This window comes from Ferdinandcohnia salidurans, from assembly GCF_042680725.1.
GTDB lineage: Bacteria > Bacillota > Bacilli > Bacillales > Bacillaceae_L > Ferdinandcohnia > Ferdinandcohnia salidurans.
Genome location: NZ_JBHUEK010000016.1, coordinates 1 through 1,129, shown reverse-complemented (window position 1 = coordinate 1,129; position 1,129 = coordinate 1). Strand labels below are relative to the sequence as shown.

1 protein-coding gene is annotated in these 1,129 nt (G+C 36.0%); it reads left to right on the top strand.

The window, feature by feature from the left end:
* Positions 1-343: 343 nt before the first annotated feature.
* Positions 344-997: an HAD family hydrolase gene (locus tag ACFSFW_RS10375; protein ID WP_388037794.1), complete on the top strand. Its 654-nt coding sequence runs from the start codon at positions 344-346 to the stop codon at positions 995-997.
* Positions 998-1,129 lie beyond the last annotated feature (132 nt).

Sequence of the window (1,129 nt, the reverse complement as noted above, 5' to 3'; positions counted from 1 at the left end):
CCGTATACCGAACGGTACGTACGGTGGTGTGAGAGGTCGGCGCGGTAACGCGCCTCCTACTCGATTGGAGGTTATTAAACTAACAGATCGGTTTACTGAAGAAGGAAATTGGTTTTTCTTGCTGTTGAAGTAAAGAATCAGGATAGTTCGAGAAGGGAATTTATACCACAAAAGTGAAGTAGTATTAATAAACAAATTTTTTATTTGAAAACAAGTTTGAAGCTCTGCATGTTATAAGCATATACAAACTACTTCCAAGTGTAGAAGATTCAATATATCCAAATATAGATTATGTTTTTTAATAAAATCGAAGATACAATATTTTGATAGAGGGTGTGTAGCTATGAAAGCGATTATATTTGATTTCGATGGTACTCTTGCTGATACTTTGCCAGTTTGTTTCTATGCGTTTCAATCTGTATTTAAGGAGTTTGACAACATTGAGGTTACCCCAGAGGAAATAAAGGCCATGTTCGGCCCAGCTGAAACGGGAATCATTAGAGAAAATCTTATGGACTCAAATCATGATAAAGCAATTGAATTATATTATGAAAAATATAGTGAAAAGCATCGAGAACTCGTTGTTGAGAATCAGGAGATTAACGATTTACTTCTACTATTAAAAAGGAAAGATTATAAATTAGGGATTGTAACAGGAAAGGCAAGCAGAAGTCTGCTTATCTCATTAGATTGCCTTAATATGAATGACATATTTGATGTAATTATTACGGGTGATGATGTAACTATACCCAAACCACATCCAGAGGGAGTAAACAAGGCATTGGCACAGCTTAATATAAAAAACACTGAAGCTATTTTATTAGGAGATAGTGACGCTGACATACTAGCTGGTAAAGAAGCTAACGTACATACAATCGGAGTACAGTGGTTGCCAAATTATCAGACATTAGAGTTTAGTGTTCAACCAGACGAAAAGTTAAGTAGCGTGTATGAATTCAAACAATCAATTAAAAATTACAGATATGAACAACAGTAACGTATGTGATTTTTTTAAGCCTTATTCAACTATGAGGTGCGTTGATCCAAGGAGGATTAATGCACTTTTTGTGTGCCAGGCATGTTCATTAACTTGGCGGTGAGAGTCCGCTATGGGCGTTGGGATATGCGA

What these genes read in the sequence shown, in the direction of transcription:
- ACFSFW_RS10375 (WP_388037794.1), top strand. Translation starts at nt 344, where the DNA reads ATGAAAGCGATTATATTTGATTTCGATGGTACTCTTGCTGATACTTTG.